General features: G+C 37.9%; 12 protein-coding genes. 5 read left to right on the top strand and 7 right to left on the bottom strand.

Annotation, left to right across the window (positions count from 1 at the left end; genetic code table 11):
* The first annotated feature begins 31 nt into the window (after nucleotides 1–31).
* Genes DKG80_RS07660 through DKG80_RS07650 form a run of 3 tightly spaced genes read left to right on the top strand, consistent with a single transcriptional unit; the run spans nucleotide 32 to nucleotide 4,886 of the window.
* Complete coding sequence (locus tag DKG80_RS07660; RefSeq protein WP_109830725.1) at nucleotides 32–826, top strand: thymidylate synthase; 795 nt, start codon at nucleotides 32–34, stop codon at nucleotides 824–826.
* Entirely contained in the window at nucleotides 823–3,918 is a 3,096-nt protein-coding gene (locus tag DKG80_RS07655; protein WP_109830724.1) for a UvrD-helicase domain-containing protein, read from the top strand. Before DKG80_RS07660 ends, DKG80_RS07655 begins: the two co-directional genes overlap by 4 nt.
* Nucleotides 3,915–4,886, top strand: coding sequence for an NADPH:quinone oxidoreductase family protein (locus tag DKG80_RS07650; protein WP_109830723.1), 972 nt, complete (start codon nucleotides 3,915–3,917; stop codon nucleotides 4,884–4,886). The genes DKG80_RS07655 and DKG80_RS07650 overlap by 4 nt, the downstream gene beginning before the upstream one ends.
* 82 nt (nucleotides 4,887–4,968) lie before the next feature.
* On the opposite strand, the gene DKG80_RS07645 is transcribed toward DKG80_RS07650, so the two are convergent.
* Together DKG80_RS07645 and DKG80_RS07640 are read right to left on the bottom strand one after the other, a co-directional pair.
* A complete protein-coding gene (locus tag DKG80_RS07645; protein ID WP_109830722.1) occupies nucleotides 4,969–5,145 on the bottom strand; it encodes a histone H1 in 177 nt (58 codons plus the stop codon).
* Nucleotides 5,146–5,266: 121 nt separating this feature from the next.
* Nucleotides 5,267–6,514 carry an aminotransferase class I/II-fold pyridoxal phosphate-dependent enzyme gene (locus DKG80_RS07640; protein WP_109830721.1) on the bottom strand — a complete coding sequence of 416 codons (1,248 nt, stop codon included), beginning with the start codon at nucleotides 6,512–6,514 and terminating at the stop codon, nucleotides 5,267–5,269.
* A gap of 296 nt (nucleotides 6,515–6,810) precedes the next feature.
* On the opposite strand from DKG80_RS07640, the gene DKG80_RS07635 reads away from it, so the two are divergent.
* Entirely contained in the window at nucleotides 6,811–7,386 is a 576-nt protein-coding gene (locus tag DKG80_RS07635) for a Maf family nucleotide pyrophosphatase (RefSeq protein ID WP_109830720.1), read from the top strand.
* Here the strand turns inward: DKG80_RS07635 and DKG80_RS07630 are convergent.
* The 4 genes from DKG80_RS07630 to DKG80_RS07615 all read right to left on the bottom strand — a co-directional run bounded on the left by DKG80_RS07630 (nucleotide 7,383) and on the right by DKG80_RS07615 (nucleotide 11,498).
* A complete protein-coding gene (locus DKG80_RS07630; protein ID WP_109830719.1) occupies nucleotides 7,383–7,835 on the bottom strand; it encodes a hypothetical protein in 453 nt (150 codons plus the stop codon). The genes DKG80_RS07635 and DKG80_RS07630 overlap by 4 nt on opposite strands.
* Before the next feature lie 68 nt (nucleotides 7,836–7,903).
* Entirely contained in the window at nucleotides 7,904–9,190 is a 1,287-nt protein-coding gene (locus tag DKG80_RS07625) for a citrate synthase (RefSeq protein ID WP_109830718.1), read from the bottom strand.
* A gap of 73 nt (nucleotides 9,191–9,263) precedes the next feature.
* Nucleotides 9,264–10,088 carry a prohibitin family protein gene (locus DKG80_RS07620; protein WP_109830717.1) on the bottom strand — a complete coding sequence of 275 codons (825 nt, stop codon included), beginning with the start codon at nucleotides 10,086–10,088 and terminating at the stop codon, nucleotides 9,264–9,266.
* A gap of 147 nt (nucleotides 10,089–10,235) precedes the next feature.
* Nucleotides 10,236–11,498 (bottom strand): asparagine synthetase B, encoded by a 1,263-nt coding sequence (locus tag DKG80_RS07615; RefSeq protein WP_109830716.1) that lies wholly within the window; start codon nucleotides 11,496–11,498, stop codon nucleotides 10,236–10,238.
* A 174-nt stretch (nucleotides 11,499–11,672) separates the two neighbouring features.
* On the opposite strand from DKG80_RS07615, the gene DKG80_RS07610 reads away from it, so the two are divergent.
* Nucleotides 11,673–12,452, top strand: coding sequence for a hypothetical protein (locus tag DKG80_RS07610; protein WP_109830715.1), 780 nt, complete (start codon nucleotides 11,673–11,675; stop codon nucleotides 12,450–12,452).
* A gap of 505 nt (nucleotides 12,453–12,957) precedes the next feature.
* Here DKG80_RS07610 and DKG80_RS07605 read toward each other — a convergent pair.
* Complete coding sequence (locus tag DKG80_RS07605) at nucleotides 12,958–25,185, bottom strand: T9SS type A sorting domain-containing protein (RefSeq protein WP_109830714.1); 12,228 nt, start codon at nucleotides 25,183–25,185, stop codon at nucleotides 12,958–12,960.
* Between the last annotated feature and the right edge of the window lie 121 nt (nucleotides 25,186–25,306).

Raw genomic sequence — 25,306 nt, 5'->3', positions numbered from 1 at the left:
TTTAAGTTCTGAAAAAAACAATCCCAATTACATGCAGCAATATCATGAACTAATGCAACGCATTCTGGATGAAGGAGTGCAAAAAGGAGATAGGACAGGTACAGGAACAATCAGTGTCTTTGGACATCAAATGAGGTTTGATCTATCAGAAGGTTTTCCAGTAGTGACGACTAAAAAACTGCATTTGAGATCGATCATACATGAATTGCTGTGGTTTTTAAAAGGAGATAGCAATATTAATTACCTCAAGGAAAATGGAGTTTCGATATGGGATGAATGGGCTGATGCGAATGGAGAATTGGGGCCAGTATATGGAGTTCAATGGAGAAGCTGGCCTACTCCTGATGGCGGACATATAGATCAAATTTCTCAGCTCATAGATGATATTAAAAACAATCCAAACTCTAGGCGTTTGATTGTGAATGCATGGAATGTAGCGGAAGTTCCTAATATGGCATTGCCTCCTTGTCATGCTTTCTTTCAGTTTTATGTGGCTGATGGAAAACTAAGTTGTCAGTTGTATCAACGAAGCGCTGATGTGTTTTTAGGTGTGCCTTTTAATATTGCTTCTTACGCCTTGTTAACTATGATGGTAGCTCAAGTTTGTGATTTAGAGCCAGGTGATTTTGTACATACCTTAGGAGATGCTCATCTTTATTCAAACCATATCGAGCAGACTCATCTGCAGCTGTCAAGAGATTTTAGGCCATTACCTACAATGAAAATTAACCCTGAAGTGAAAAGTGTATTTGATTTCAAATATGAAGACTTCGAATTAGTAGGATATGATCCTCACCCACACATCAAAGGAGCCGTAGCTGTGTGAAAAACTTTTCTATTTATCGAGCATCTGCAGGTTCTGGAAAAACCTATGCTTTGACTTACAATTATTTGAGACTTGCTCTCAAATATCCTGATAACTTCAAGCAAATTCTGGCTGTTACCTTTACCAATAAGGCTACAGAAGAAATGAAAACCAGGATTATTTCTACGCTCAAAGAAATTGGTAATGGAGAGCATTCCATGTCTGAAGATTTAAAAAAAGATCTTGGAATAGGGCAGGTTTTACTCTCTAAGAAGGCTGAAGATTTACTTGTAAATATTCTTCACAATTATTCTTCATTTGCAGTTTCTACGATTGATACCTTCTTTCAGAAGATTGTCCGATCATTTGCTCGAGAAATGGGAGTCCAGACTGGGTTCAAGATCGAGCTTGACCAAAATCACGTAATCGAAGAGGTCATAGATCAGCTTCTTAAGAATATTGCCGATGACCCTATGCTGGTAGGCTGGTTGACCGAGTTTGCACTGTCTAAACTCTCTGAAGGTAAGTCTTGGGAAACAAAAGGGGAAATTAATCAACTGGCTAGAGAGCTTTTCAAAGAGTCAATTATAGCAGATAAGCAACAGTTGTTTACAGCTATGGCAGATCCTGAATTCATGCCTAGCTATCTGAAATCTATATATTCTAAGAAAAAAGAAATAGAGACAAAGTATCAGTCCTATGGGGAAATGGCACTAAACCTGATGGCTGAAAAAGGAATAGCATTTGAAGATTTTTCTTATGGAAAAGCTGGTGTAGGTGGTTATTTGTTTAAGGTTTCAAAGGGTGAATTTATTTCCCCAGGTAAACGAGTATTGGATGCATATGAACAAGGTAAGTGGTATTCCAAATCATGTAAAGTAGCAGGGCAAATAGATATAGTAATCGAAAGGGGTTTAGGCGAGATAACGGAAGAAATGGTTAATTTCTATCGATTAGAGCAAAGGTTATATAACTCGCTATCTGCTATTTCTAAGAATATTTTTGCTTTTGGACTTTTATCTAGAGTATCTCATGGGATCGATCAATATAGAGAAGAAAACGAATTATTGCTCATTTCTGATTTTCCACTATTTCTAAATCAGATTATAAATGACAGTGATTCGCCATATATCTATGAAAAGACAGGTTCTCGTTTTAAACATTACTTAATTGATGAATTTCAGGATACCAGTTTCTTGCAATGGCAAAATTTTAAACCACTGGTTTTTGATAGTGTAAGTCAAGAACAGTTCAATATGGTTGTTGGTGACGTCAAACAATCAATATATAGATGGCGTGGTGGGGACTGGAAGATTTTATTAGAGCAGGTTCAGAAAGATATAGGGGAGGCCTTTGTACAAAATGAATCGTTGTCTACTAATCGAAGAAGCAAAGAGAATATTGTTAAATTTAATAATACCCTTTACAATCAGGCTCCTAAGGAACTTGAATACCAACTTACTGATAAAGTAGGTGGAAAAGAAGATGTATTAAAGCTAAAGTCTGCTTATACTGGTGTTGAACAAGATCTATATGATGAGTCTGGAGAAGGTATAATATCAATGTGCTTTACAGATAAATCTAGCGATACAGTTGACTTGGGAGAGGTGCTACTTGATAGAATGGTCGACGAAATCAAGGGGCTTAGAAAAAGGAATTATGAATTGGGAGATATTACCATACTTGTTAGGAAAAAATCTGAAGGTAAAAAGGTAGCCGACCGTTTGATAGAGTTGATTAAGGAAGAAGGAGAAGGTAAATATGATTTTGTATCCAATGAAACTTTATTACTCAAGAATAATTCTGCTGTTAATATAATAATACAAGCCCTTCGTTTTGCTGCAGAGGTTCCAAATGACTTAAATAAAGCAAAATTAGAATATGCATTGTTTCATCATAATGAATCAGATGAGAATTTTTTACAGATCTATTTAGATACAGTCGAATCTCATCAACCCAAACTACTTACCGATTATGTAAAGCTAATAATTACTGTTTTTGATCTATTGACTCGAAAATCAGATGTGCCTTTCGTAATGGGCTTTCAAGATGCTGTCTTGGATTATCTATCTTATGAACCCGATAGTCTACTTGAATTTTTGAAATGGTGGGATTTGAATGATAGAAGGTCAATTCAGCTGAGTGAAGGTCAAAATGCTATCAATATTATGACCATTCATAAGTCTAAAGGACTTCAATTTAAAGCTGTCTTGATTCCTTTCTGCGATTGGTCTTTGGATTATGTAAGTTCAATGCAGCCTTTACTTTGGTGCAGTACCAATGAGTTAAAAGGGTTGAGTGGAGTTTCTAAATTACCAGTTAGATATGGTAGTGCATTAGAGAATACTATTTTTAATGAAGAGTATTATAAAGAAAAAAATGATGCCTATTTAGATAATTTGAATCTACTATATGTCGCAACTACGCGCGCAGAAGAGTATTTGTATTTAGGAGGTAAAACTTCTGGTCGAATGGTTAATATGGCTGATTTAGTTTTGAAAATTAGCGATGAAGATACTTTTGAATACGAGGAGCCTCTTTGGTCTAAGGTGATTGGTGAACTGAGGTATTCTGAATATTCGGAGAAGGAAATAACAGGTGTAACTGTAGACCCACGCCCTTCGGATAGTTTGTTTAAACATGATATAGAAGTTCGGCCAAGTCAGCCGGTATTACAAGAATCTCAACAAGCTTCCATTGATCATGGAGATGTAGTGCATTGGGTCTTGTCCCAGATAGAGACTCAAAGTGATTTTACAAATGCTTTAGATTCAGCTGTGAATCGTTTTTCTCTTTCTGATAAAGAATTAATAGAGATCAAAGAGTTGCTTCGTAAAACATGGAATCTTCCAGGAGTTTCGTCGTGGTATGACGGAAGTATGATAGTCAAAAATGAGGCTTCAATTTTATTGGATAATGGACGTCTTAAAAGACCGGATAGGGTATTGATAGATGGGAATAAGGCTGTCGTTATTGATTACAAAACAGGTCTAAAGTTGTCGAAACACCTTAGTCAAGTTGATGATTATAAGAGGATTTTATCTGGGATGGGGTATGAAGAAGTAAAAGGGTATTTATTGTATTTATCTACGTTTGAAGTGTTAGAAGTATGAGAGCATTGCTTTGTAAAGAGTTAGGAAAACCTTTGGTCATTGAGGAAGTAAAATCTTTACAGCCTAAAACTGGAGAAATTGTTATTGATGTAAAAGCAGCAGGGTTGAATTATCCTGATACACTAATAGTCCAAGGGAAATATCAATTTCAACCAGAGCTTCCATTTAGTCCAGGGGGAGAAGTGGCAGGAGTGGTGAAGGCAATTGGAACGGAGGTGGAACATTTAAGCATTGGTGATAGAGTAATGGCAGGCACTAGTTGGGGAGGTCTTGCTGAAGAAGCAAGATCAATGGCTACGAATGCCTTCATAATTCCTGACAGGATGAGTTTTGACCTCGCAGCTGTGTCCTGTATGACTTATGGAACGTCTTATCATGCTCTTGTCGATAGAGCACAAGTCAAAAAAGGAGAAACTCTACTGGTACTAGGAGCCGCAGGAGGAGTAGGGACTGCAGCTATACAGATTGCCAAGAGGCTTGGATTGAAAGTGATTGCGGCTGCTTCTACTGATGAAAAGCTATCATATTGTAAGGAAACTCTAGGAGCAGATTTGGTAATTAATTACTCGACTGAAAACATTAAGGAAAGAGCAAAGGAGCTTACTGGAGGTAAGGGAGTAGATGTAATTTATGATCCTGTCGGTGGGAGTATGGCTGAAAGTGTTTTTAGGGCTATAGCAAGAAATGGTCGATATTTAGTGGTAGGTTTTGCGGGAGGGAATATTCCTTCTATACCGTTTAATCTTCCTCTTTTAAAAAGTGCGTCAATAGTTGGAGTGTTCTGGGGTGGATTGTTTAGAAACGAGCCTCAAGTGAATAGAAAAAATTTCGAACAGTTGACCACATGGTTTGCTGAAGGATCTATTCAGTCTCATATTCATGCTGAATATACGCTAGAACAGGTTTCAGAGGCTATGGAAGAGATCTTAGGAAGGAAAGTGAAAGGGAAATGTCTTATAAAAATATAAGTCTGCGGTAAGAAAGTAAATTGCAATAAAAAAGGAGTTTAGATATCTAAACTCCTTTTCTTATGTCTTTAAACAAAGTGGATTATGCTTTGTTTTTGATCTCTTGAACTTCAATTCTGATTTCTTGAGCCAAATTTTTAAGTTCTTGCATTCCTTTTCTTACTCTAGTTCCAGCAGCTTGATTTTCCTTGTCATAGAATTTTTCGAAGTCGCCTTCCAAAGAAAGAATCAAGTCCTTTACTTCTTCAAATCTTTTCATACTATTTATTTATTTAAGGTTATTGAATATTAAACAAGAGGGAGCAATTTATATTAAAATCGACTAATACAATGAGTTAGCCCATATTTTTTTAAAAAAATGGGCTAAAAAGTATTAGTTTTTAGATGAAAACTGGTTCGTCTGCGTCCCTATAAACGCCAGTATCCAATTTGTTTTTTACAGCTTTGAAAACTCTGATTGTTTCGTCTACATCTTCTAGTGTATGCATTGCTGTAGGTATAATTCTAAGCATGATTACATCCTTTGGTACCACAGGATAAACAATCATCGAACAGAACAGGTTGAACTCATTTCTGATGTCCTGTATCATATTAGCAGCTTCTTTCCATCCACCACTTAGTAATACTGGAGTGACAGGAGATTGAGTCTTACCGATGTTGAAACCATTGGCTTTCAATTCAGACTGTAGCTTATTTACAACCTTCCATAGGTTATCTTTCAACTCAGGTTTTGTTCTAAGCATCTCAAGTCTTTTTCTATTACCAATAGTTAAGGCCATTGGTAGAGACTTAGCAAAGATTTGAGATCTCATATTGTATCTTAAGTAGTCGATGACATCTTTTTCACCAGCCACAAAACCTCCAATACTTGCCATTGCTTTGGCGAAAGTGGAGAAGTAAAGATCGACTTTATCCTGTACACCTTGCTCTTCACCAGCACCAGCACCAGTTTTACCCATAGTTCCAAAACCATGAGCGTCATCTACTAATAGTCTGAACTCAAATTTTTCTTTTAGATCGGTTACTCCCTTAAGGTTACCCATGCTACCAGACATACCAAATACTCCTTCGGTAATTACTAGTAGTCCACCACCTTGTTCTTTGGCAAGCTTATCAGCTCTTACCAACTGCTTTTCAAGGCTTTCCATATCATTATGTTGGTATACAAACCTCTTACCAACATGAAGTCTCAAACCATCTATTATACATGCATGACATTCTGCATCATATACTACTACGTCTTTTCTTCCGCAAACCGCATCAATTACGGACATGATTCCCTGATATCCGAAGTTAAGTAACATAGCATCTTCTTTTTTAACAAATTCTGCTAGTTCCTTTTCGAAGCCTTCATGCTCTGCTGTATTTCCAGTCATCATTCTTGCACCCATAGGGTAAGCAAGACCCCAATCAGCAGCAGCTTTTGCATCTGCCTCTCTTACTTCTGGAAGATTCGCTAGGCCCAGGTAGTTATTTAAACTCCACGTTAACACTTCCTTACCTCTAAACATCATTCGGGGAGCAATTGGACCTTCTAATTTAGGGAACATAAAGAAATTAGTGTGATCCATATCAGAGTGCTGACCTAAAGGCCCTTTATCCTCTGAAAATTTTGCGAATAAATCCATTCAATACTGTTTTTTGTTCTAATTCTGTGAATTATAAAATGATCGCAAAGTTAATAAATCTTATCTTATTGGCAATACAGACCATTATAGGCCTTTGTTAAAGTCTTATTAAGAATTTTAACCTTGAATACAATTCTTGATTTTAGTTCGAATTTAATATTCAGGCTAATTTTTGACGAAACCTTTCTGAATGATTCTTGTCACGGAATGCTAAATTGATGTTTTAAACTGATTATTCTAACGTCTGATCTTAAACCACTTTATTCACTAGATTCACGATTCTAAATTTTAGAAAAATGAAAGAATTAATTCTTGCATCAAATTCCCCGAGAAGACAGGAGCTTATGAGAGAAGCAGGCTTCGCATTTACAGTGAGAACATTGGATGTAGATGAGTCATTTGATGATTCTATACCAGTACTTGAAGTAGCTGAATATATCGCGAAAAAGAAGAATAAAGCTTACCGCAAGGAACTGAAAGATGAGATTATTTTAACTTCAGATACTGTAGTGATAGTTGAAGATGAAATTTTAGGAAAGCCAGTGGATGAAAAGGATGCTTTTAGGATGCTTAATTCAATGATTGGCGGTGATCATCTGGTTATTTCGGCTGTTTGTATTTCTTCAGTGGATAAGGAGGTAAGTTTTTCGGATATAGTGAAAGTAACTATGAATGAACTTAGTGAAGAAGAAATTAGATTCTATATTGATAAATACAAACCCTATGACAAGGCTGGTGCGTACGGAGTGCAAGAATGGATAGGTATGGTAGCTATAAATGAAATTAAGGGATCGTATTACACTGTGATGGGGTTACCTATTCACAAGGTCTATCGATCCCTTAAAGAAGATTTTAATATTCTGCCTTTTTAGAATCTAAATAGTCTTCCCGCTTCATGCCAAGGAATTCTTGATAGCATTAATATCAAAGCAATGGTAAAGAAGATAAACTGAGTTTTGTATTTCTTAGCATTATCAGTGATTTTCTTTGCTTTTGCCTTTCCGATATGAGCTAATGCAATTGCAGCAATCATAACAAATATGTGTTCTACTGCCCAGTATCTAAGGTTAGCAGTTTTCATTACGTTTGCTCCACTACCAAAAGCATTAAATGCGAATGGAGAGTAAACAAAGTACAACGCTAGTCCAATTAGCAAGTTAAGGTCCATTGTACCTACAAATGCCGCTCCCAGACCTTTAGCCCCTTTGTCGTAAGGTTTTGCTCCTTTCCAGCCAGAATAAGATTTCACAATATTGACAATTGCTAATGCCAAGATTATCCATCTTAGCCATGAATGAGTGTAAAGTAAAAAAGTATACATACTTGAAAATTTAGATACAAAAAAGCCGTTCCGGCATTCGGAACGGCTCTACGTTATTTTTGTTTTTATTATCTGCCGCTTATGTCGACATATGATCTAGATGTAGCACCTGTGTAAACCTGTCTTGGTCTACCAATTGGTTCTCCATTCTCTCTCATTTCTTTCCATTGTGCGATCCAGCCTGGAAGTCTTCCTAGAGCGAACATTACTGTAAACATCTCGGTAGGAATACCCAAAGCTCTGTAAATGATGCCACTGTAAAAGTCTACATTTGGATAGAGTGATCTTTGAACGAAGTATTCATCGTTTAATGCCTTTTCTTCCAAACCTTTAGCTATTTCTAATACAGGATCATTAACACCTAGTTTTTCTAGTACTTCGTCGGCAGCCTTTTTGATTATTCTAGCTCTTGGGTCGAAGTTTTTATATACTCTGTGTCCAAATCCCATCAGTCTGAATGGGTCGTTTTTATCCTTAGCTTTAGCTAAATATTTATCAGTATCACCACCGTCTTCTTTGATTGCCTCTAACATCTCGATTACAGCTTGGTTAGCACCACCATGAAGAGGTCCCCACAGAGCATTAATACCAGCAGATAAAGATGCATAAAGAGATGCTTGAGAAGAACCTACTATTCTAACAGTAGACGTAGAACAGTTTTGCTCATGATCTGCATGAAGAATTAATAGTGTGTCTAGAGCTTTAGCTACTACTGGGTCAACCTCATAGTTCATTCCAGGTCTAGCGAACATCATTTTAAGGAAGTTGCTACAGTAATCGAGGTTACTATCTGGATAGATAACTGGCTGACCAATTTCGTTTTTGTATGCCCAAGCAGCGAAAGTTGGCATCTTCGCGATGATTCTGATGATACTAAGCATCACTTCTTTAGAAGATCTGTTAGGGTCAAGAGACTCTGGGTAGAACGCAGTTTGAGAGGTTACTAGCGAACTTAATACTCCCATTGGGTGAGCACTAGCAGGGAAACCATCTAGGATCTTTTTAATATCCTCATGTACCAGCATGTGGTCAGCAATTTCGCTTTGAAATTCTTCCAATTGAGTAGCAGTTGGTAGCTCACCAAAGATCAACAAGTATGACACTTCTAGGAAAGAAGACTTTTCAGCCAGCTCTTCTATAGAGTAACCTCTGTGTCTCAAAATTCCTTGCTCTCCATCTAGGAAAGTAATTGCGCTTCTTGTTGAGCCTGTGTTTTTGAAACCTGGATCGATAGTGATCGCACCAGATTGAGCCCTAAGCTTACCTACATTGATAGCTAATTCTTTTTCCGAACCTACCTCAGTTGGCAGCTCATAGGTTTTATCACCTATTTTTAATTCTGCGATTTCTGACATTTAACTGATTTTTTTAACTTCTACTTCTAATATTATCCCGCGAAACTATACAATTAAGGCCTAAATTGGAAGTTTAATTACCCCCTAAGATTAACGGTAATCCGTCTTTTCCACTACCAACTACCACTACTTTCGCATTTGGAGAATTGGCTAGTTCTTTTGTAGCTTCTATACCTCTCATCTTTAAAAGTTCTGGCGTAAGAGACGAATTAACGATCTTATTTGCAGCAGCTTCACCTTCTGCTGCGATGCGTTTCCTTTCTGCTTCACTCTTTTCCTTGTCTAGTCTAAATTGATATGCTAGAGCTTCCTGTTCTTGCTGTAGTTTGTTCTCAATAGCCTGTTTAATCTGTGCTGGTAAATTGATCGATCTGATCAGAAGGGCGCGCATTTGCACGTTGTTATTTTTATTACCTAAAACTTTTTCAGTTTCACTCTGAATAGCAGTTTCTACCTCAGATCTTTTAGTGGAGTAAATTTCTTCTGCAGTGTATCTACCCATAACTTGTCTTACTGATGATCTTACTTCAGGAATTACCAATCGAGCAATATAATCTCTTTGAAATGTCTCCTGAATATAACCGATCCTATCAGGCATAGGGGAGAAACGAACAGAAACATCCACGCTTATTGAAAGGCCATTTTTATCTAGGACGTCCATCCCTTCCTCTACTTTGTTTTCAGATACATCGAAAACGTAAACAGTATTCCAAGGAGCTTTAACATGAAACCCTGGGCCAACTACATTTTCTTTGTCTAAACCTCCTCCGAACTTGTAAAAGACTACAGCTCTTTCAGCTGGACCTAAGGTATAAAATAGACTGCTAGAAAGTGCAGTTACAATGAAAATACCTACTGCTACTAGAAGGATGATTGGTAAAAACTTACGGTTGTCCATGATTATGAATGTTTGAGTCTGAACAGATACGTTCAGGATTTAATTTTTGTTGGTGAATTGTAAATTGTTAAGTAATAATAGTCGTATAGAGTCATTCCAAAATTACAAGAAAGCTCGATATTTCAATGTTAAATTAGGTTGACCTTATTAGGTTTTCTGTTTTTTCTTTTTTGCAGCTGGAAAAAGAATGTTGTTCAAAATCAGTCTATAACCAGGAGAGTTAGGGTGTAGATTAAGGTCTGTGGGCTCTTCTGCTACCATGTGTTGATAGTCTTCGGGGTCATGCCCTCCATAAAATGTCCAAAAGCCTTTTCCATAAATTCCATGAATGTATTTGGCTTCATTTATTGACTTGGTTTCTCCTAATACTACTACATCTGACTTTACTAAAGGTTTTTTAAAGGCTGTTGTTTGTCCCATAAATCCTTTGATGATGTGTTGATGATTTTGGGTGAGCATAGTAGGTATTGGATCCCATTTGGCAGAGAATTCAAAAAGGGTGAAGTAATCATTGCGTTCCATTAACCCTCTTTGATTAGGATGTGTATCGATGTTAGAAAACTCATATACATATGGGTTGGTTTCTAACTTGAAGTCCTTGAAGGCAAAAGTTTTATTGAAGTCAAGTTTAGACTGTGCGTTTGGATCCATTTGATCACCATCAAACATGTGTTCGCAGATGTCTACTCCTTCGGTAGCTAAGGCAATATCATAAGTGTCAGTAGCAGAGCACATTGCAAATAGAAAGCCGCCTCCTGCAACGAAACTTTGTATTTTCTTAACGATGGCTAATTTGAGATGTGAAACCTTGCTGAAGCCGTGTTTTCTCGCTGAAGCTTCATAGTCTCTTTGTTGTTGTTGATACCAAGGATAATGTTGGTATACTCTGTAAAATTTACCGTATTGCCCAGTGAAGTCTTCATGATGAAGATGTAGCCAATCGTATTTTGGTAATTCCTCATACATTAGTTCGTCATCAAAGACTACGTCATATGGGATTTCAGCATAAGTCAATACTAGTGTAACTGCATCATCCCAAGGCTGTTTGCTCTTAGGAGAGTAAACTGCAATTTTAGGGTACTTCTCTAGTTTCATTGCATCCATGTTGGATGCAGGGCTTGATATTTCTGTTAATATAGCTGTTGATTGCGCATCAGAAATTACCTGATAGCTGACTCCTCTTATGATTAATTCATTCTCAAATGACTGAGCGTATTTAAACATAAAGGCACCACCTTTATAATTAAGAAGCCAATCGACTTCTACTTCTTTTTGTAAGACCCAATAAGCTATACCATAAGCCTTCAAATGGTTGCTTTGAGATTCATCCATTGGAAGGAATAAATAGGATGCTTTTGCCGAGGTAGCCAGCAGGAATAGAATGCAGAATATAAGATATACTTTTCTCATACTTCGAATAGTGATTTGTAAATCTAACAGAATACGACCAACGGTTGTTACACTTAGGATACTACTTTACGAAGAAATCTGTAAAAAGAGTAGATCTTGAATTGTATTATTTTTAGTTGATTCTTCGTTTAAGTAAAAATTATTGCCAAATTTACGAATAATTCAAAGTTGAAAATGCGAAGACTCTTTTTGCTTGTTTTATTATTTTGGACTTTTTCATTGTCTGCTCAGGAGCTACTGATGTCGGGAGTGAATCAGGGAGAGTCGTTATATATTAGAAACCCTTACCTTGCTGACTCTGGTAGGTTTTGTGTCAGTGATATTTATATTAATGGCAAGAAAACTAAGGCTAATCTGAAGCTGACTGCGATTAATGTCCCTTTTGATGGTATACAGATTTTTTCTCCTGTTGTAATTAGGGTCAAACATGATACACTTTGCAAGCCTCGTATTGTCAATCCCGATGCTATTGTTTATCACAGTTCCTTCAAGTTTGATAGCGTTACAGTCAATGACACACTTCTTCATTGGTATACCAAAGGTGATGCATTAGGAGGGAAGTATGAGGTGGAACAATTACACAATGGTTTGTGGAATGTGGTAAAAGAACAACCTGCTAAGGGGAAGTTTAATGGTGCTAGATATGCATACTTTCCGGAACACTATTCTGGTGGCAATAAGTATAGAGTAAAGTATATACTTCCAGATGGAAGGTATATATATTCATTCGAACAAGAGGTATTGTATTATCCTGAGCTGATTACATTCTCACCCAAATCTGTGACTGAAGGTATTACTCTATCTAGAGCTGCTCGTTATGAAATTTTGGATAGTAGGGGAGATGTTATTCTACAGGGTCAAGGGAAATACATTCCTTTGCGTCTTTTGCGCCCAGGAGATTATGGAATCATGATAGAAGGGCAGGAGTTTGCAGAGAGCTTTGTTAAAAAGTAGTCCAATTATTAGTTACACACTTCTTTTTTAATCGCAGGGCGTTGGTCCTCTGGGGTTGATTCCACGACGTTTTGCCGATGTGTTTAAAATCAGTTAGTTCAGAGCTATTGATATCATTTAGAATCTTTGTACACGATTAAAATCGTATCTAAATATTCGTGTACAATTTGAGTCTTGCTTTTCTCTAATGGTTTTTTGTACACGAATTTATAAATGTAAATAAAAAAGTGTACAAAGGTTAATTACTTGTGTCAAGCAAGAGTGGAATGATAATGTAAGTAATCTTCGATGTACATTTTGGAGGTTTGGCTTGGTGGTATTTGTCAACTATGCTTGACAGATTCTTTCCCTTATGCTTACCAACACTTGTCAAGCATAAGGGACAAGTGTTGGTAAGAGGGAAGGTTGTTTTTACATTTCTTAGTATCTAAGATTCAAATGATTCCTAGCTTTTGGTATAAGCTAATAACATTCATTCTATAACTTTTGACACTTTCAATGAAGCTTATTTTATAATCACTTTTCTGTTTATTTGAATCGATCCCTGTTTCAAAATGATTTGATATAAGCCAGAACTCAATATCGATTTAGGGTCAATTGAAAATCTCATTTCACCTACTTGTGGAGATATAACTTCATTGACAACTATGGTTCCGTCCATGCTAACCATTACAACATTGATAGGAGAATTATCAACTACATTAGAAAGGATTGCATTGATATTAGATCCTATTGTTGGATTAGGGAAGATGAGTAAGTCCAGAGGTCGATCATCTTGAGGTCTTACTGCTTTCACTGGACCGTAGATAGTAGTCACCCCGTCTAGGTCAACTTGTACTAGTCTATAATAGGCTGTGCCAATGAAATAATCTTTATCCAAGTAGTCATATTCAGTTTTGTTATTTGTAGTTCCTTCACCTTCTACTTCTCCAATATACTCGTAAGTCGTCCCGTCAAATGATCTTTCAATTTCAAAATGACTATTGTCAATCTCTGAAGCAGTCGCCCAAGATAATTTGATGTTATTTTCAGTAGGTTCAGCTGAGAAGTATATCAAATCTACAGGTGTGGCTGTAGTGGTCAATGCTCCAAAAGTGAATCTTGTTCCAGAGAAGTCTGATACTGATTGAGAGGTGACAGTTCCACTACTAATCGTTCCTGTATTTGACCCTCCTTGGTTGACCCATTCTCCAGATGAAGGACCATCAAACTCTGCTACTACTATTTCAGCTAGGTCTACTATTCCCATACTAGAGACTACTGAGAGTTCTACGAAAGCAGTATTTGATCCAGAAGGTGTAACTGTCCATGAGTTTATTCCGCTGACATTGTTCATTATTCCGTAGCCCACATTGATCGCAGTATTGATTGGCTCACTGACATCACCATTGGAACCTGAATAACTAGCTGTCCAGTTTTGTGAACCGTTTGCTATGTTTTCTAACCTAATAGTTCCTATTCTACTTGATGAACCGATAGGGAAGGTGTAATTGTCAGCAGCTCCGAGATTGTCCTTAGTCAAGGGACCATTTACATAACTTGCAGCAGAGGCATCAGCCCAATCTCCAGAGGAGTTAATGGTTAAAGACTCTGAAGCTGTTACGTTAAGTAAACCATCGGTAAGAGATAGTGTTCCGTCTATTTCAATATCACCACTGTTCAGTGTTACACCAGTACTACTTGAATTGTTGATGGTTAGATCATCGAATGCCTGCCCACTTGTGAAGTCTCCATCTATGTTTTGAGCCGTAGTACCATCGAATGTCACATCGGTGCCATTGAAATCAATAGTTCCGCCACTTAGGTTTAGATCACTACTGATAGCTAAAGAGGAACCTGCTTCACCTACTAATGATCCTCCTGACATGATGAAATCTCCCGTCAAATCGATATTCGTACTATTGGATAATGAGAAAGAACCTGCTTGGATTTCCATTCTATCATCTTCTGCATCACCGATGCTATATGTTACCCCCAATTCAAAGCTTACCGTAGGTCCATTTAATTCAAGCGTATCACAGATGGATACATTGTTATTGGGCATAGTTCGGATACCTGTTCCCTCAAGTATAACTTTTCTTACTTGAGAAATACCTGCAAGGATATTGTAGTCGGTCGTTCCTGAATATTGGATGGTACCACCTGAACACCCAAAGAAATCACTGTACTCTCCCGTAGGCAGTAGTTCAGTATCTTCAACTATAATAGTACCTGTTCCAGTTACTGTTCCTAGCCTGTTGTTAAGAGTTCCATTAGGGACTCTTAAGATTGATCCTTCTTCCAGATGTACAGAGTATAATCTGATATTGGAAATATTAAGAGAGACGTCGTCGCCACCAGAAATGGTCACTTGAGCACCTACTGGGCCGATTCCTGATGATAAGGTAGGAGAGCTACCAACTGGAGTCCAGCTGCCGTCTGTACTATAGATGCCTGCACCACTATATGATGAAATATATTGTGCTAATTGATCAGGAATAGCTCCTTCTATATCATTGTTGATTCCGTCTGATGAACCGACACCAGCAGTATAATCCCCTGTAATATCACTAGAGGTGAAATTGCTCAAAGGAACTCTAAATGATGTTGAAGCCCCTAAAAACTCCGTTGGAGCAAATTTGTCCCAGTTTATATCATTGGATAGTAGCCTTGCTGAGATGTAATTGGTAGTGTCGTATGGGACTGTAACTTCTATATCATCATGATCATATGTAAATACTGCTGAACCATTAGCATTGGTTAAGTCTTCTGCTACTACGATCCAGTGATATTGAAGAACGTTATCCTGATCTACAATAGACGGTTCTCCTGATTCTACATCATCAATGATAGTAGGGTGCATCTCATTAGCCGGTCTTATTCGGATACCGCCTTGAGTAGTACCAGCATCAAGATTGAAATCTACAGGTGTGTATTTCAATTCACCGATAGGGAAGAATAAAGACGTATCCGCGTCGACAGTATGAAATTCAAGTTTCAATCCATTATCTGTAAATGAACTGTTAGTTTGAATCATATTATTAACGTTGAATGGGCTAACCTCAGTAATAGTCGCTCCTCTAGTTAATGTCACCAAACTACCTCCTATATTGAACACACCACCGTCTAGTCTTAGATTTTCAGTGATATCAAAGTCATAGCCATTTCCTTCAGGAATGTCTATTCCAGCTGCGTTATTGATAGTAACTGTACCTATGCTAACGGTGCTGTTTATAGCGCCATGTAAATCTTGATTACTGACTCCATTAAATACCAGTCCATTTCCTCCTGAGTTGGTTAATGTACCTTCTATGAACGCATCATTTTGCAGTGAAATAGAATTACTAGCTATATCGAGTATACCTGCGTCTAGGTGAAAGTCATGACCTAAATCTAGACTGACTGTAAGGTCTGCTGATCCAGCTCCACTTTTTCTTAGATCATAAATGTCGAAGCTTCCAGATCCACCTATCGTTTGAGCTGCGGATCCTGCAATATCTGTCTCAGCAGTAGTATTCGTATATGAACCATTGTTAGTAAAGTTTCCACTTACTGCTAAATTGAACCCATTGGCTAAAAATGCTTGATTTGTATTAATGGTTAAATCGTTTACTTGTAGCCCTTGAGTGTATTGTCTTACATCGGGAAGATCTATTGTATTGTCTATTGTCAAATTATTCAATGGAATAGTAGACTTGATATTGAAATAGTTTGATCCATAATCTGCTCCTAGATTTTCGAATATCGAAATAGTCGAACCTGTAAGGTCGTAAGTAGTAGGATCAAGCTCTAGTGACTCATTAGTGTCTCCTGTGACTCCTCTTACAATATTGAACGTTCCACCTGTGAGAGTCAATTCACTACCACTATTCAAAACTTCAAAAGCTGCTCTGGTATTGTCTGATGTACCGTCGACGGCAATGTCTACATCTCCTCCGGTTTGCCTGTATACCAAAATTCCATCTGTAGATGTTAATGACCTTCGGACTTGTCCACCGACCTCAAGTGTACCACTTGATACTTCTATTGTGGAACTTCCAGAACTGGAGTATTCTATGTCTGTATTATCGAGATCAACCGTACCTCCGTTTACACGAAGAAGTCCGCCTAAAATAATGTCGCCATTATTTGCTGTGACTGTTCCATCTGTAACTTCTAGACCTGCAGTGGATGGGATAGTGAACGATGATCCATTTGCAATCTCAACATTCAGACCGCTATTATTTAAGATAAGATTCCCATTTTGTAAGTCTAGTGGCTGATTAATAGCAGCATTTTGGGTAAAATCAGTAGTGATTTCGATACTATTATCCGTTGATACTCCTTTATTGACTACTAGTTGATACAGTTCTATGTTTGAAACGGCGTCACTAAAGTCATTTCTGAAAGTATGATTGCCAGTGCCTTGGAATTCTAGAATAACATTGTTTTCTGTTTCAGAGTTATACAAGTCGATATTGACATTGTCTCCTACATTTTCAACGTCAAAGAAATCTAAGATGAAGTCTTGTTGAATTATTAATCGGTGATCAATATCGTTGGTGTTACCTGCTAATACCTCGATAGATTGTGTATTCTCATCATTGAAATTTTTATTATTTGTAGTTGTTAGATCTCCTGTAGTAAAAGTGTATGACTCTGTACCATTAGGGAATCTAATTCTACCCGGTCCTGTAAAGCCAAGTTCAGTAAGGTTTTCTACAGTATAGTTACCTCCAATAAGAAGAGATGCTTCACCGTCAATGGACAAGTTTTTAGCAGTGAAATCATAGTCAAATGATATTTCTCTAGAGTAATTGTCTAGCTGACCATAAAGCCTTAATGTAGGAAGTACCGTAAAGAACTCAGACTCTGTAATTGTATAACTACCATCTTCAGTTAGATAAATAATTATTACACTTCTTTCGTTTTCAGCAAAATCTCCAATATCTGCATTTAATGTAGCAGCATTTGTTAGGTTTCGCTGGAGATATATGTCTCCTTCACCAGATATTGATCCTACGGTAAGTTGATCCGTAGGTGAGAATCTTAGTCTTGCTAAGCTTTCCAGATCGTTATAAGTTCCAGTTTGCTCAAATATGATTTGTGCAGCTTCCTGGGTACCGTTAACATTTACTGCATCACCAAAATTATTCCCACTGATGACCGCAATATCGCCAGCTCGAGGGTAATCACTGGCTGCAATGGTTCGTGCTGCGTCTTCAAACCAAGTGGAGTTATTATTCCAACTCCCTGTTACATTCTGAATGTTGTAGTAGACTTCTACTGCACCTGCAAATTTATCATTGGTACCTGCAGTATAGTTGGCGTTTACCAGATCAAAATCCTGAACTGAACCAGTTTGAGATACATTATCAACCAATGCTAGGTTGCCATCGAAAGTAATGGTATTCGTAGCATCAACTTCTGAGGTGAGTCTTACAGTTGTAAATGGATCTTCATCTAATACATATCCAGGGAAATGATCGTCCGTTCCTGCCAATTGAGTACCATCGAATGTATCTCGATTGTCATAGGTAAATCTATACTGACTAATCAAGTTGGTAGTATTCGTAAACTCTCTATGGTTAGCTCTCCAGAAGTATGAAAGGGCATTTCCTGTAGCTTGGAGAGTAGGTAGTTCATTGTCTGAAATACTGAATGCTATGTATCCGTCGTCAGAATAGTTAGCTGAGACGTCTACTTCAACTGGGGTATACTTTGTTTCTGAATTAGCATCAGTTCCAATTGGGTATAGATATGTGCCTTGGGCATCTACGTATACTTCTAAACCACCATCAGAAACGTTACCATCTGTTTGGATCATGTTAGTAACATCAAAGGCTGTATTAGTAGTAATAGAGCTCTGTGATGTTAGTCTAGAGATACCAATATCAAACACCCCAGCATCCAATATCAAATCATCAATAGTCAAGTCTCCAGATAATGTTGTACCGTTAGAATTATTTATTTGAAGATCATAAATGAAACCATTAGATGACGATATGCTTTGAGCGGCAGGGCCATTGAAGTAAAGTTGTCCTGTATTGCTAGTAGCTCCGATTGTATCCGATACGCTAAGTGCGTTTTCTACTCTAATATCAAATGTAGAAAGGTCAAGGTTTCCTGAAGTTACGTTGAGTAATTGGTCTATTTGTAGAATGGTAGCTTCTCCAGAATTCATAGTCAAGAAGCTTCTTTCATTTGTTTTATTCAAAACCAAAGTGTCAAGTGCTAAGGTAGCTCCAGTGTTCAAGCTGATTTGTGCATTGTTTGACTGATTGAAGGTAACTTCAGCTCCATCGAAGTCAACCGTAGTTCCTGAACCGATAGTCAATGAACCTCCGATTTCAACATCAGTATCATTCGTGTCGAACTCTACACCGTCTTCAATAGTAAAATCATTAAGTACTTTTAAAGTTTGGGCAGTAAGTGTAACACCGTCTGGCGCTCCACCTCCTGAGTTACCCTCATCAATAATAATTTTGGCATCGGTATTGGCATTCGTTCCAGTCTGTCTAAGGATTAAGTTGTAGAACGGCACATTGGATGTAATGACCATGCTGTCCAAGTCATCATGAACCATGTCTAAAGTAACCGTACCACCTGTCACTGTTTGGTTTTCATTAGCAATGTTTAGGAAGATACCATTGTTGTTCACATTGTTTGCAGATGATACGTTCAGTTCACCACCCGTCATAGTGTAGCTACAAGTTTCATATGTCCAACTAAATGCATAGTATTCGCCACCGTTGTTTCGTCCATCGATATTGACGATACCTCCATTTTGTGTCCAAGAGCCATCACTACCAAATCCGTTTTGAGAAGTTCTGAAGTGACCCAAATTCAAAGTTCCACCGTCAATTAAGAAACTGCCTGACTCTCTAGAAACTGCTCCACTGTTCATGTCGACTAACCCTGAGCTTATTTCAAAAGCTCCATAGGTAACAATCCATCCAGTACTTTCAATAGCACCACCATTTACAGTCAATTTGGCTCCTTCTGAAACATTGTAGTTGCCAGAACTCAATTGATCAATAGAAATATTGTTTCCTATTTCTACAGTTCCGTATAGTAGGCCTAGCTTATTATTGTTAACTGTTAACTGAGAGGTACTTGAATGACTATCATCAGCATATCCTATGAGACTGAAGTTGTTTATTTCATCAGCATTAAGACTGGCTGTATATGTTGCATCTACGCCTTTGTCAATTTCGATTCTATAGATCATGGCAGTAGATCCAGCTCTAAAATTGAGGTTTTGGTCAGAGTTGCTACTTATTAAATTTAGATCCACAATTCCATCAGTCGCTTCGCTGCCATTGTTAGGAGTGGTTCGCTGCGTAAGTCTGACATCACCATTATTTTCAAAGTCCCCTAACAAGTTAAGTTCGTGTCTAGCATTTCCTAGACCCGCACTCATTTTACCATTGCTTTCAATAAGTAGGTTACCGTAAATTCCAAGTGCCAAATTATCAGTTCCGCTGTTATCATTGATTTGATAGTTTCCTTGATTGATGGTTAAATTTCCAAATACATATACACTGTCAGATACTTGGATAACTTCATCATTACTTGCAGTTAACTCAATGTTTAGGTTGTTGTATCTTCTAATAGTATCAATTTCAATACCATCACCATAGATCTCAACTGTACCTCCTTCTGTGGCATCATAGAATAGAGTGTCAACTCCCATAGGATAGTTGTCTTTACCACTAGCACCGGCTATTCTAAGTGTACCAGCTCCTTCTATATATCTGAAGTTGTGGCCAGAAGTCTCTCCGATGTCGAGTGTTCCGATGATTTCAATTTTTCTAATGTTGATACCATTGATATCGTTGACTATGCTTCTACCAGATGTAATTACTACGGTGTCTCCTTCGGCTGGTATTTCACCGTTTGGATTAACATAAAGAGCCGATAATGCACCATCTAGTGTCCAGTTGCCTGGGTCAGACCAATTGCCTGATAAGTAACTGTACCAGATATTACTTTGTACAGCATCTGTGGTAAAGGTGAAGTATTGACCATTTGAAAGATCTGCTTCTACTATTTGGTATCCACCAGAAGTGGTAATTGTTCTTTCTAATACGCCCGTTGCAAATGTTGGATCACTTGATATCAACATTGACTGGAGTCCTGTAAATACGCCAGTATTTGGTAATGCTAAGAAAACAGAGCCAGGATTGTTGTGCTCATGAACCTTCCAAATTCTTTCCAGTCTATTGTTAGTTCCTGAGCTGTAGTTATTGTTTAAAAGGAAGTCTCCGCCATCATTGGTGATGATCAAATATTCATTGTCATTGAAAGTGGAAGTTCTGCCAGTATTACCTGAACTAAAGTCTTCTTCCATAGCGATATACAATGAATCATTGATTGATTTAGCCACCTTTTGGTCTAGGAAAGTTCTTGAGTCATTGGCTAGAGCTACCATATTTTCAAGATATCCTGCACTTGCTGTTGCGTCTAAGACGGTGGTACCATCGGAGGCGACTACATCGGAAGAGATAGGAAGAGCATACTTGATGGCTAAGTAGCTTTCTACAATATTTCTTTCAGTGTCGCTTAAAGCTGAATCGTATACAATGAATTCAGATATGATTCCTGTGAAACCATTTCCTCCACCTACATTTTCTCCTAATGCATATGAATAGGTATTAGCGCTGAAGGCTGCAGGGGTGATAGAACTTTCGAATGACCCGCCATTTTGGTATATACTGGCCGGTCCACTTCCTTCTGGTTGAGTCACTGTAATGACTAAAGGTTCTTCTTTAGATATGTCACCACTGAATGAAACACCACCATAGGCGCCATCAGTGAAAGTAAGAGGTGTAACTGTATCGTCTAGTTCAAAAAGTACATTGCCAGATGCTGCTGCACTTGAATCAGTTGCTACTATGAAAACAGTCAAGCTGTCTGATCCTGAAGTGAAAGATCCCTGAACTCTGTTTCCTGCTGCTGTGAAGTTTATAGCAGGGTTGTAGTTTAGACTGCTAGCGATTATGGTAGGGTCGGTTCCAGGTGTAGTTGCATCATTGGCATTACCACTGATGTCTGCCCAATCACTCACATCGCCTGAAACGTCTGTAACTCCTTGATCAGCTGCCAACCAAAGTTTCAAACCTGCAGAGATACCTGCTGGTGCTTCGGAATTAGCAAAAGTGAAGTAATCTCCATCACTAAAGTCATACGAGGCGTAATAGAATCCTTTTTCTTGAGTTAATAATACTTCAGTAGAAGATGCAAAAGTAGAATCCGAAGAAACAATCAAAACATTTAAGTCGGATGCGACGTTGTCAGGAATTCCTACGAAAATAGACCCTGGACTATTAGTTTCATTTATCTTCCACTTTCTACCAATTCTGTTATTGGTACCAGTTCTATAACTAGAATCAGCTGCTAATGAACCTACATTACTTGATGCAAAAACATATTGCTTATCTGATAGAGAAATAGAACGGTCTAGGTTGAAGCTTTCGAAGTCGTCTTCTAATGCTAGTATCAAAGAGCCTGATTCACTTTTGGAAACTTTTTGATCTAACCCTAAGATATCTTCGCGAGCTATTGCTACGATGTTATTTTCAAAGTTATCATTATGAGTAGTGTTTAGATCGAAAACTACTTGTTTATCTGTATTGACATAATCGCTACTTAGTCTAATACTGTATTTAATTGCTAAATAAGATTCTATGGCAACTCTATCTTCAGCTGAAAGTGTGCTTTGGAAGAACATAAACTCTGAAAGTTGGCCTGAGAATTCATTGCCTCCAGTAGCGTCGTCACCTAGTACATAATGTCTAGTTACTCCAGCTCCCATATTATTGGAAACTGATAGTCCAGTTTCAAAAGAAACGCCATTTTCGTATATGTCAGCTGTAGCATCTGATCTGTGTTCTATAGTGTATATAGTTCCAATGTCTTCTGCAAGGTTGGTACTAAAAGTCCCTCCACCATTGTATTGGGTTTCGAAAAAATATGTTCTGACACCGGCGCCATTAGGCTGACCATCTTCATAGGTGTCAAACCATGCATCATCTGTTCCACTGTTATCTTCGCTTCTTCCTACAATAAAAATAGTGGCACCAGCTTCTGTAGTATTGAATGAACCTGTAATAGGTCGGTCATCATTGGCAAATGAAATCGACGGGTTGAAATTGAGCCCATTTTCATTGTAGGCTACAGCATCTTCATTTTGAGTGCTGAGGTCGCCTTGAGAATCGAATTCAGTATCGTCATTGTTAGCATCGCTCCCATGTATACTTTGATCTTCCCATAGTGTCACTTCAGAAGCTGAGGTATTGACTCCTCTGTCAGCTTTTAGCCAAACTCTTAGGTTTTCATTTTCTGTACTTAGAATTTGGTCAGCCGTGAATGTGAAATAGTCTCCATCTGTAAAATCATATGTGACTGAGTTGAAAGATCCTGAGTTGGTTAGTGCTATTCTGGTAACTCCTGTAGCAAACGTCGGATCTGTAGAAACCCACATGGAGTCTAGAGTATATAGTGATGTAGGTATTCCTAAAAATACTGATCCAGGATTATTGGTCTCATTGACTTTCCAGACTCTTGGCACTCTACTATTTCCATCTATCGTAGTCAAACTAGTGGAGCCACCATCATTGGAGATGAATAAGAATTCATTATCAGCTAATGAGGTAGAAACATTATCATTTGAACTTGAAAAATCATTTTCAGTAGATAGTACAACGATATCACTACTTGATGAACTTATATTTTGAATAAGTCTAGAGTCGTAATCTGTCCCTATAGCCGTGATTCCGCTTTCATAGCCATCATTAGCTGTAGAATTATCAACATCAAAAACTATCGTTCCTGTACTGTTCAAATAATCGTGACCTAATGTGATACCATATTTAATAGCCAAATAAGATTCGATTTCTTCGCGGTCAGAAGGTGAAACTGAACCGTCATAAATTATCGTTTCATTGAGTGTTCCGGAAAAAGTATTACTACCATCTGCGTCATCGCCTAGAACATAATTATACAGTCCAGCAGTGGGAGAGGAGGTAGTAGTGTAGCTAGATTCAAAACTATTTCCATCTACGTATATATCTGCGGTAGTCCCTGCAGGATGATCAATAGTGACGATAGCAGGTTGGTTTTTTGTAATGTTTGAAGAAAAGGCTGCCCCTCCATTGTAAGAATTGTCAGCTATTGAAAATCCTCCTAAGTCAAGTAATACTCCTGCAGAGTTGTTTGCAGCATTGTCTTGATAAACTGTGAAAATAGTAAGGTCATTGTTGACTTTAGTAACTGATCCTTCTAGAGAAGTAGCATCTCCATCGAATTGTAATCCTGCGTTGAAGTTAGTTTGAGAAGTATTATAAGATGATAGAGTTGATGGGTCATTTGCACTATTAGTATTGCTACTTTGATCCTCCCAGTTTGAAACTTGAGAACCTGTAGTGGTTACACCAGTGTTAGCATCTAACCAGAGCGCTAAGTTGCTATCTACACCAGCTGGAGAATAAGAGTCAAATCCGATAGTGAAGTATTGCTCTGCGTCATCTGTTTCTGCATCAGTAAGGTTAAAAGTGATCTCTGTGGCAGTAGTAGCGTCTGCTGGTCCTAGACTTGTAAAGTTTCCACTTGTTGAAGTTCTTTTATACAGTACGAAGTTGGTAAATCCTGATAGGTCAAGGTCTGAAATATTAAAAGTCAAAGTTACTCCTGTTCCGGGATTAGCGCCACCTTCAGTTTTTTCTAGTTTCCAAACTCTATTAATTCTTTTCACATCAGCATCAGCGATATCTGCGAAAGTTGACAAAGTAGAGCCTCCATCGTTTCCTGCAAATACCCATTCACCACCATCGAATGTTTCGGTAGTGACGCCAGTTGTACCACTTATCGTTAACCCTGCTCCACTCCCAGTACTACTCATGTAGCTGTCAGTACCATCGTTTCCGATTCCTATTACATTATTAGAATAGCTACCTTCTGTATAATAATCATTGGCACCTAGAGCAATGTTATATTTAGCAGATAGGTAATTGTCGACAATAATTCTTTCAGCATCATTGAGCCCTTCTCCATAAATGATGACTTCTGCCATATCACCATCCATGTAGGTTCCATAGTTATTATTAAGTGTTCCTAGGAAGAGTGTAGACGATGAGTTGGCAATTGATCCAGGGTTTGGGTGAACAACTGATCCATTACTTGATCCAGAGATAAACTGTTCTTGATTGGTTCCATCAAAAATTTGATTGATAATATAGTTTGTGGATCCTGATAATGGGTTTGTCCCGATAAGTGTATTTCTACTACTAGTTTGAATATAATTGTAGAGATCCGAACCTGTCCAAGTAAATAAACTATAAGTTGACTGGTTGTTTGCTGAGTTTCTTTTTGAAATTAGACCTCTAGGGTTGGTGTCGACGGTAGCTAGATTAGCTACAATATAAATGGTAATGCCTGGAATATTATCTAATGCAGTAGCGTCACCATCAGTAATGGTAAGATAACGTTCTGTACCATCAAAACGAACAACATTGTTAGCTCCTCCAAGTCCATCGTTTCTGAAGAAAGGAACTGGGTCTGTAGCTTGTTGGGTAAGATCATTTCCATTTCCACTAAGGTCTGGCCAAATAGTGATTGGATCGTCATTAGATAGATTTAATGTTGAGGCATCGAGCCAAAGGACATTTCGAGGGCCAGAGCTTCCTGTGCCATCTCCAATACCAGCAGGTCCGTTCTGTGCGGAAAGGTTAAATCCAATTAGCAAGAAAATTAGTAAAGTGTATAAGTTTTTCATCCAGGGGAACTTTCATGTAATAGTCTAATAGGTCTGGATAATTAGATTTTAATTTAATTGCACCAATAAATTGTTTTTAAAGAATATCTCCTTAAAAACAGATTTTAAGCTATTCACTTAA

Origin of the sequence: Reichenbachiella versicolor (genome assembly GCF_003171675.1) — a bacterium.
In the GTDB taxonomy this organism is placed as follows: domain Bacteria; phylum Bacteroidota; class Bacteroidia; order Cytophagales; family Cyclobacteriaceae; genus Reichenbachiella; species Reichenbachiella versicolor.
Note: the sequence above shows the minus strand (reverse complement) of the source record. Positions and strands in the feature narration are given on the sequence as shown.

What these genes read in the sequence shown, in the direction of transcription:
- DKG80_RS07660 (WP_109830725.1), top strand. Translation starts at nt 32, where the DNA reads ATGCAGCAATATCATGAACTAATGCAACGCATTCTGGATGAAGGAGTG.
- DKG80_RS07650 (WP_109830723.1), top strand. Translation starts at nt 3,915, where the DNA reads ATGAGAGCATTGCTTTGTAAAGAGTTAGGAAAACCTTTGGTCATTGAG.
- DKG80_RS07645 (WP_109830722.1), bottom strand. Translation starts at nt 5,145, where the DNA reads ATGAAAAGATTTGAAGAAGTAAAGGACTTGATTCTTTCTTTGGAAGGC.
- DKG80_RS07640 (WP_109830721.1), bottom strand. Translation starts at nt 6,514, where the DNA reads ATGGATTTATTCGCAAAATTTTCAGAGGATAAAGGGCCTTTAGGTCAG.
- DKG80_RS07635 (WP_109830720.1), top strand. Translation starts at nt 6,811, where the DNA reads ATGAAAGAATTAATTCTTGCATCAAATTCCCCGAGAAGACAGGAGCTT.
- DKG80_RS07630 (WP_109830719.1), bottom strand. Translation starts at nt 7,835, where the DNA reads ATGTATACTTTTTTACTTTACACTCATTCATGGCTAAGATGGATAATC.
- DKG80_RS07625 (WP_109830718.1), bottom strand. Translation starts at nt 9,190, where the DNA reads ATGTCAGAAATCGCAGAATTAAAAATAGGTGATAAAACCTATGAGCTG.
- DKG80_RS07620 (WP_109830717.1), bottom strand. Translation starts at nt 10,088, where the DNA reads ATGGACAACCGTAAGTTTTTACCAATCATCCTTCTAGTAGCAGTAGGT.
- DKG80_RS07615 (WP_109830716.1), bottom strand. Translation starts at nt 11,498, where the DNA reads ATGAGAAAAGTATATCTTATATTCTGCATTCTATTCCTGCTGGCTACC.
- DKG80_RS07610 (WP_109830715.1), top strand. Translation starts at nt 11,673, where the DNA reads ATGCGAAGACTCTTTTTGCTTGTTTTATTATTTTGGACTTTTTCATTG.
- DKG80_RS07605 (WP_109830714.1), bottom strand. Translation starts at nt 25,185, where the DNA reads ATGAAAAACTTATACACTTTACTAATTTTCTTGCTAATTGGATTTAAC.